Raw genomic sequence first — 7,930 nt, 5'->3', positions numbered from 1 at the left:
AAGACCTCTACTTGTGCTGGAGAAATCCTGGGCGAGCAAGTCATATCTTTGAACAAAGAATCCCCGTCTCTTTAGAGCGGGGAGTGTCAATTAACGCTGCTATTTACTGTTTGTAGAACACGGTTCACAACATCACCAGGAATTTTAGTGTAGTTAAGGTCATCATTATACTGTTGACCGTCCTTGAGAACCCAGTTAATCCATTTTTTCACAGCTTCAGCTTTCGCAGGATTAGAATACTTTTGATAAACCATCATCCATGTCAAACCAACGATAGGATAACCTTGACTGGGATCTCCGATAAAAACGCGGTAGTTACTAGGAAAAGCTACATTGGATAAAGCTGAGTTAGCAGATGCTAAAGAAGGAGCGACAAATTCACCTTTCTTATTTTGTAGTTCTGCTGAATTTAGTTTGTTTTTAGCAGCGTAGTCATATTCAACATAACCAATAGATCCAGGGGTGCTTCTCACTAAAGCTGCTACTCCAGGATTACCTTTACCTTTGAGGACGTTGGGTAATGTCCATTTGGGAGCGGTGTTAGCTCCAATTCTGCCTTTGAAATAACCATTAATAGCACTTAAATGGTTGGTGAAAATGAATGTTGTGCCACTTCCATCAGCGCGAACTACAAATTTAATTGGACTATTTGGGAGGTTTACACCAGGGTTATCCGCTTTAATTTTCGCGTCATCCCAGTTTTTAATTTGTCCAGAGAAAATTGCTGGTAATGTGGTACGAGATAATCTCAGTTTGCTGACACCAGGTAAATTATAAACGACGGAAACAGCACCACCAGCAGTGGGTACTAAGATCACACCATTTTTAACTTTAGCGATTTCATCATCTTTCATCGCTGCGTCACTACCACCAAAGTCAACTGTTCCCGCAATGGTTTGACGAATACCACCACCACTACCAATGGCTTGATAGTTAACTTTCAAGTCGGGGTATTTTTTCTTAACTTCACGAGCATACTTTTCGTACAGAGGAGCGGGAAAGGTTGCTCCAGCACCGTTTAAAGTTTCAGCTTGAGCGATCGCACTCAACATTGGACTCAATGCAACAGCCCCGGTTATGACTGAAGTGGCAACAACACGATTCAAAATGGTGGATAAAAAAGCCATACTGCCTCTTATGTTTTTAGAAATACTTACTTAGGGAATTACATCCTGGTATTAATTTGATAGTAAAATAGTTAAGAGAAGATTAAGAAACGAACAATCTCAGTTTAAATTCAATTTAAACATTTAATTTTAAGTAGTCGGACAAAATTAAATGCACTCGTTGAGAGAGGGAACAGGTAATTGGTAATTGGTAATTGGTAATTGGTAATTGGTAATTGGTAATTGGTAAATAATTTTTTCCTCCTGACTCCTGACTCCTGACTCGGTGACTCCTGACTCGGTGACTCGGTGACTCCTAATTCTATGAAATATCCTAGCAGTGTTATGTAAATAAACAGTCTGCTAGGAATAAGTTGTATTATTTGCCATGTTTGAGCGGATTAGTATTTATTTATTTGCATAAAAATACTTTCTTATCCCTAACCACGATAAACAAAAAAGGTGTATAAATTGGTTAAGATAATTCATGTAAATGGTTAATTTGTGATTAAAATCAGAGTCCAAGATTGCTAACGGATGTATTTTTTTTGGTAATCTAAACTGGCACTTTCAGGGTTTTTCATAGTCATGACAACCTTGACTGTGGCAAAACAAGTGATTAAAGAGAATTTTATGGCGCTCATAGTTCAAAAATACGGTGGTACATCAGTTGGCTCAGTTGAACGGATTCAAGCGGTGGCGACTAGAGTTAAAAAAACGGTCAAAGCTGGAAACTCTGTAGTAGTAGTGGTTTCAGCGATGGGTAAAACTACTGATGGGTTAGTGAAACTAGCTCATGATATCTCTAAAACTCCTAGTCGTCGGGAAATGGATATGCTGCTTTCTACGGGAGAGCAAGTTACCATTGCTTTACTAAGTATGGCATTGCAGGAAATTGATCAACCAGCAATTTCGATGACTGGCGCTCAGGTAGGCATTGTTACCGAAGCAGAACACTCTCGCGCTCGGATTTTACATATTGAAACTGAACGCTTAATGCGGCAAATTAATCGTGGTAAAGTGGTTGTGGTTGCCGGATTTCAAGGAATTAGCAGTACAGAAGAATTAGAAATTACTACTTTGGGACGTGGTGGTTCTGACACTTCCGCAGTGGCAATAGCCGCCGCTATCGGTGCAGATTTTTGTGAAATTTATACAGATGTCCCCGGAATTTTAACTACAGATCCGCGCCTTGTTCCCGAAGCCCAATTATTAACAGAAATCACTAGTGATGAAATGCTGGAATTGGCTAGTTTAGGGGCGAAGGTATTACATCCCAGGGCTGTGGAAATTGCCCGTAATTATGGCGTTCCCCTGGTGGTGCGGTCGAGTTGGACAGATCAGCCGGGAACTTGGGTAACAACGCCTCCAAGGCAAGATCGGGCGTTAGTGAATTTAGAATTAGCTCGACCTGTGGATGCTGTAGAGTTTGATATTCAACAGGCAAAGGTGGCTTTATTGCGTGTTCCTGATAGACCAGGGGTAGCAGCCCAGTTATTTGGGGAAATTTCCCAGCAAAATGTTGATGTTGATTTAATTATTCAGTCTATTCATGAAGGTAATACTAACGACATTGCTTTTACAGTAAATTCATCAATATTAAAACGGGCAGAAGCAGTATCATTAGCTATAGCACCGATATTTAAAAATCAGCATACTTCAGATGAAGCGGAAGTGATGGTAGAGAAAGATACTGCTAAAGTGAGTATTGTGGGCGCGGGAATGATTGGTCGTCCGGGGGTAGCAGCGCAGATGTTTAAAACTTTGGCTGAAGCTGGTGTAAATATTCAGATGATTTCTACCAGTGAAGTTAAGGTGAGTTGTGTTGTTGATGCGGTAGATTGCGATCGCGCTATAGCTGCTCTCTGTCACACCTTTGAAATTAATTCTTCCTCTACTGCTTTAGCTTCTCCTGGTGCTAATACCCCTGCTGTGCGTGGTGTCGCGTTGGATATGAATCAAGCGCGAATTGCGATTCGGCAAGTACCAAATCGTCCGGGTATGGCCGCCAAATTGTTTGGATTCTTAGCAGAATATAATATCAGTGTGGATATGATTATTCAATCTCAACGGTGTCGAATAGTAGATGGTGTTCCCCGTCGAGATATTGCCTTTACTGTAGCGAGAATGGACGCAGAAAATGCCCAACAGAAATTACAGCAAGTTGCAGCGGAGTTTGATTGGGGTGAGGTAGTATTAGATCAGGCGATCGCTAAGGTGAGTATAGTTGGTTCTGGGATGGTGGGACAACCAGGGATTGCTGCCAAAATGTTTACAGCTTTAGCCAAAAATCACATCAATATTCAAATGATTGCTACTTCGGAAATTAAAATTAGTTGTGTTGTGGGAGAAGATGAAGGTGTGAAAGCTTTGCAAGTTATTCACTCAGCTTTTGATTTAGCTGGAAGTGAAAAATTTGTAGTTCCAGTCTGATTTTTCGTTTAATTGCAGCATTCGGAGAAATTTCCGGGTGCTACAGTTTTTGGGCTTTCTGATTCTGTCGTCATCTATTTATTCCTGATTTTTTGATAATTTACCACGCTGTTAGCGTGGTAATCAAAATTATGCCAGTCTGCGTTTAACTTCTTCTGGTAAATCTGCCAAAGCTACTTCTATTTGTTCACCACTTTGTAGATCTTTCAATGATGATTTTTGTGCTGCTGCTTCTTCCGCACCAATAATTACACAAAATCTAATTCCCTGTTTATCTGCGGCTTGAAATTGTTTACCTAAAGGGCGTTTTTCAAAGTTAGTCACAACATTAATTCCCCCTTGACGTAACTGTTGCGATACTTGTAAATAAACAGGCATTAAATCCTCTTGCATATTTACTACTACCACTTGAGTAGGAGTTGCAGATAAAGTATTGAGAATACCCGCTTTTAACAACCTGCTAATTAACCGAGTTAAACCAATAGAAATACCCACACCAGGCATTTTTTCACCGATAAATGTTCCCACTAATTCCTCATATCTACCACCAGAACAAATACTTCCCAAAGCTGCATGACCTAATAAAGTAGTTTCATAAACTGTTCCAGTATAGTAATTTAAACCACGAGCAATAGATAAATCAATACAAAAACGTTTATCAGCAACTCCTAAATTTCTAACTCCATTAATGACAGTTTCTAATTCAGTTACTCCCAAATTAAATTGTTCTGCTTCTGGCAAACTTTCAGCCAGGTGTTTGAGTTTATCTAAAACATCATCAATACTGCCATCAATTTTCACAAACTCAATAATTTTCTCCGTTTGTTCGCAAGAAATACCTGATTTCTCCAACTCTTGTTTAACTTTAGCTTCGCCAATTTTTTCCAAATTATCAATAATACTAATACAGGTTTTAATTTGGTTTTCAGCAACTCCTACTGATTGGAAAAATCCTGTCAGGATTTTGCGGTTATTAATGCGAATGACAAAATCACCAATATTAATCTTTTCAAATATTTCCGTGATAATTGCGGGCATTTGGGCATCATAAAGTAAACTCAGTTTACCACGAGCAACCACATCAATATCACATTGCCGAAATTGCCGAAACCGTCCATCTTTTGCCCGTTCACCTCGAAATACCATATCCATTTGATAACGAGCAAAAGGAAAAGTTAATTCATTTAAATGACGCGCAATATAAGCAGCAAAAGGAACAGTTTGATCAAATTTCAAAGCTCTTGCTTCTGAACCAGTTTCTCCAGATTTATCCTTTTCTGCTTGGCGATTTGGTGGTAAAATTGGGTCAATACCATAGATAATATTATCACCTTGATTACCTTTAGCTTGCAGGACTTCTAACCTTTCTACTGCTGGAGTTTCAATGGGTGTAAAACCATAACTTTCAAAAACTTTGCGAATAATATCTAGTAAATATACTTCAAGACGCTTTTCGCTAGGCAGAAATTCAGGAAATCCGCTCGGAGTAGAAAAGTTAATTTTGTCACTTTTAGTCATGTTTTTACCTTAATAAATGGGAAATTAACCACAGAATTACTATTTTACCCTTTCTTCTTGAATTAGAGTGCGTTGATAAATTTGATGATTTTTAAACCAGTGCCAAGTCCGAGCGCGATGATTATCGTCAGGGCTAATCTGAATCATTTCATATAAGTACATAGTGGGAAATTGTTTATAACTAAAATACAACATCACTGTAGAATCATCAACTTCCCAAGCTTGACCTTCAATCCGTTCAGTATCAAACCAAATTTTCTGATCTTTGTATGTTGCAGGAAAATTATGTTCTTCTTCTTTACCATTAGACCAAGTATAATGATTAATTTGATAGTAAGAATATGGGCTATTTTCTGGAAATTGACAACTGAGATAAGAATCATGTTGATCAATGATTTTACCTGTAATATCAACTACTGTATAAGTCCCCGACCACTCACCTTGATGACGAGCTAAAACAGGCATTTCTAGACGAATATTAGACATAAGATAATTTGGTAATTGATAATTGGTAATTGAGAAAACCTTTTACCCAGTTTCCATATCCCTAATCTTCATTATTAAACCACCAAGGGTCTTTATCAATGTTAGTTTTAATCAAAAAGGCTTTTTTTCGCATAAAGCGTTTAAAGGCAGCTTTACCCATACGTGAACCTGCCAAACCAGAAAATTTAAAGGCGTTTTTCTCTCCTTCTTGCATCATAGCTGTTAACCCTGCATCATTAATACTAATAGCACCTACATCTATTTGCATACCAATTTCTAATGCTAACTCTTCTGATTCAGAGAATATAGCAGCACTTAATCCATAAATAGAATCATTAGCTAAATTTATCGCTTCTTCTATATTAGCAAAAGGCATAACTGGCATAATTGGACCAAATGTTTCTTCTGTCATTACTTTCATGGAATGGTCAACTTCAGTCATAACCGTGGGACGACACCACCAACCTCCACCTAATTCTTCTACTTTACCACCACAGTGAATTACTGCCCCTTTAGAAACTGCATCTAGCAGATGATCATTAATAATAGCTGCTTGTTTTTCACAAATAATCGGACCAATTTCACCACTTTCAATAGTTGGGTATGCCAATTTCAATTTATGGGATTTAGTGACTAATTGATGATAAAATCGTTCAAAAATAGATTCAGCAACATAAATTCTTTCAATTGATAAACATGACTGTCCAGAATTCACAACAGAACCCCACAAAATTGCTGAAGTTGCTAAGTCTAAATCTGCTGATTCTAAAACAATAGCTGGGTCTTTGCCACCTAATTCTAAGCAAGCAGGAATGAATTTTTGGGCTGCTACTTCTGCCACTAACCGCCCAGTTTCTACACTACCTGTAAAACAAATTAAATCTACATCTTCGATTAAATCTGCTCCTGTTTGTCCTGCTCCTTCGACAAAATTTAAAACATCACGTAATTGCGGAATTGTATTCAGAGTTGTCATTAAAGGAGCAACAAAACGGGGAGTGATTTCACTGGGTTTAACTATGACTGCACAACCCGCTAATAAAGCTGGAATTGTATCAATTGTAGATAACAATAGGGGAAAATTCCAAGGACTAATTACGCCAACCAGAGGATAAGGAACAGCCGTTTGTTGTAAAGCAATAAAAGGAATGGATGTATTTTTAGCTGTCCCTTGTAGTAATTGTGGAGCTAAATTACACCATTTATCAATATTAGCAATAAATGAATCTACTTCTGTCACTGATGTTGATAATCTCCCCGTATCACTAACTAAAGCTTCTGTTAATTGTGTTCGGTCTGATAATATAGCTTTTTTCCAGGCTTTTAAAGCAGCAATTCTGCCTTCAACTCCTAATTTTTGCCAGATAATTTGTCCTCTTCGCAAACGGTGACATTGCTGGGAAAGTAATTTTGGTGGTGGAGGAACGATGACATAATCAAATTTACCTGTGCGGGGGTTGCGGACTTCTATTGGTTTACTCATTTGTGATTAATTTAAATGTTATCTCTCTTAGAGATCCCTAAGGGTAGGCGCAAAGGCGGAAAGGAAGAAATACAATAAACAGTATAAGTTTTCTAACACGTTTTTACAGTATTTTTCGTTCAAAAAGAGGAATTTTATTTGGGAACTTGTCACATTCTAATTGTGCCATCTTTGCTACTACAGATTTTAATGCCCTTAGGGTCAGGAGTGGGGCTTCTGTCGGTTAAGCTAAAAAATTGCATTTATAGATAAAATACTGACAAAGAGTGATCAGATTTTTGTTAACACACCAGCTTTATGAAACCACAAATACCAACACAACGGGCAATTCTGGGATTAGAAGATTTTATATCTACTCCCTTAGCAGAGAAACTAGAACAGCATCTTCACATTGACAGTCGAGAAATAGCGATCGCATTATTTCAAGATGTAGCTGCTAGTGTACCCGCTTACCAGGCATTTTTAGCAGAACGAGGCATAAATCCTCAAAATATTCAAACATTAGCAGATTTTCAAAACTTACCAAAAGTTAATAAAGAAAATTATATTTCCCGTTATTCTTTGCCCCAATTGTGTAATAATGGAAAGATAGGAGGCTGTGATATGATCGCAGCTTCCTCTGGCTCAACAGGTAAACCCACATTTTGGCCGCGTTTCATCACTGATGAATTACAAATAGCTACCCGCTTTGAGCAAATCTTTCATAATAGTTTTTATGCGGATACTAAAACTACTTTAGCAGTAGTTTGTTTTGCTCTGGGAACTTGGGTAGGGGGAATGTTTACTACTAATTGTTGTCGTCATTTAGCCGCTAAGGGGTAGAAACAGCTTGATAATTTCTACCCATAACTATCCATATATTACTGTTTGTCCAAGTCTTCAATAAGTTGATCAACAAATTCCC

General features: G+C 38.1%; 5 protein-coding genes and 1 pseudogene. 2 read left to right on the top strand and 4 right to left on the bottom strand.

The genetic code is table 11. The annotated features are described in order from the left end of the window. Positions 1 to 86: 86 nt before the first annotated feature. Positions 87 to 1,127, bottom strand: coding sequence for a phosphate ABC transporter substrate-binding protein PstS (gene pstS / locus AN490_RS20915; RefSeq protein ID WP_300006728.1), 1,041 nt, complete (start codon positions 1,125 to 1,127; stop codon positions 87 to 89). Between the two features lie 612 nt (positions 1,128 to 1,739). Between pstS and AN490_RS20910 the strand changes: the two genes are divergently transcribed. Then, positions 1,740 to 3,539 carry an aspartate kinase gene (locus AN490_RS20910; protein ID WP_300006729.1) on the top strand — a complete coding sequence of 600 codons (1,800 nt, stop codon included), beginning with the start codon at positions 1,740 to 1,742 and terminating at the stop codon, positions 3,537 to 3,539. 129 nt (positions 3,540 to 3,668) lie between these two features. Here the strand turns inward: AN490_RS20910 and hisS are convergent, their stop codons facing one another. From hisS to AN490_RS20895, 3 genes are all read right to left on the bottom strand, one after another. After that, positions 3,669 to 5,057 (bottom strand): histidine--tRNA ligase, encoded by a 1,389-nt coding sequence (gene hisS / locus AN490_RS20905; RefSeq protein ID WP_300006727.1) that lies wholly within the window; start codon positions 5,055 to 5,057, stop codon positions 3,669 to 3,671. Between the two features lie 39 nt (positions 5,058 to 5,096). Further along, the gene (locus AN490_RS20900; protein WP_300006726.1) at positions 5,097 to 5,543 is read right to left on the bottom strand and encodes a DUF3598 family protein; all 447 of its coding nucleotides are present in this window, start codon (positions 5,541 to 5,543) and stop codon (positions 5,097 to 5,099) included. A gap of 61 nt (positions 5,544 to 5,604) precedes the next feature. Further along, positions 5,605 to 7,026, bottom strand: coding sequence for an aldehyde dehydrogenase family protein (locus AN490_RS20895; RefSeq protein ID WP_300006725.1), 1,422 nt, complete (start codon positions 7,024 to 7,026; stop codon positions 5,605 to 5,607). 297 nt (positions 7,027 to 7,323) lie between these two features. Here AN490_RS20895 and AN490_RS20890 point away from each other — a divergent pair. After that, a pseudogene (locus AN490_RS20890) lies at positions 7,324 to 7,845 on the top strand (phenylacetate--CoA ligase family protein); the annotation flags it as partial. Between the last annotated feature and the right edge of the window lie 85 nt (positions 7,846 to 7,930).

The sequence above is a fragment of the Anabaena sp. AL09 genome, from assembly GCF_001672255.1.
Lineage (GTDB): Bacteria > Cyanobacteriota > Cyanobacteriia > Cyanobacteriales > Nostocaceae > Dolichospermum > Dolichospermum lemmermannii.
This window is presented reverse-complemented; position numbering and strand designations above follow the sequence as displayed.

Coding starts and splice junctions, on each gene's coding strand:
- pstS (WP_300006728.1), bottom strand. CDS start 1,127: ATGGCTTTTTTATCCACCATTTTGAATCGTGTTGTTGCCACTTCAGTC.
- AN490_RS20910 (WP_300006729.1), top strand. CDS start 1,740: ATGGCGCTCATAGTTCAAAAATACGGTGGTACATCAGTTGGCTCAGTT.
- hisS (WP_300006727.1), bottom strand. CDS start 5,057: ATGACTAAAAGTGACAAAATTAACTTTTCTACTCCGAGCGGATTTCCT.
- AN490_RS20900 (WP_300006726.1), bottom strand. CDS start 5,543: ATGTCTAATATTCGTCTAGAAATGCCTGTTTTAGCTCGTCATCAAGGT.
- AN490_RS20895 (WP_300006725.1), bottom strand. CDS start 7,026: ATGAGTAAACCAATAGAAGTCCGCAACCCCCGCACAGGTAAATTTGAT.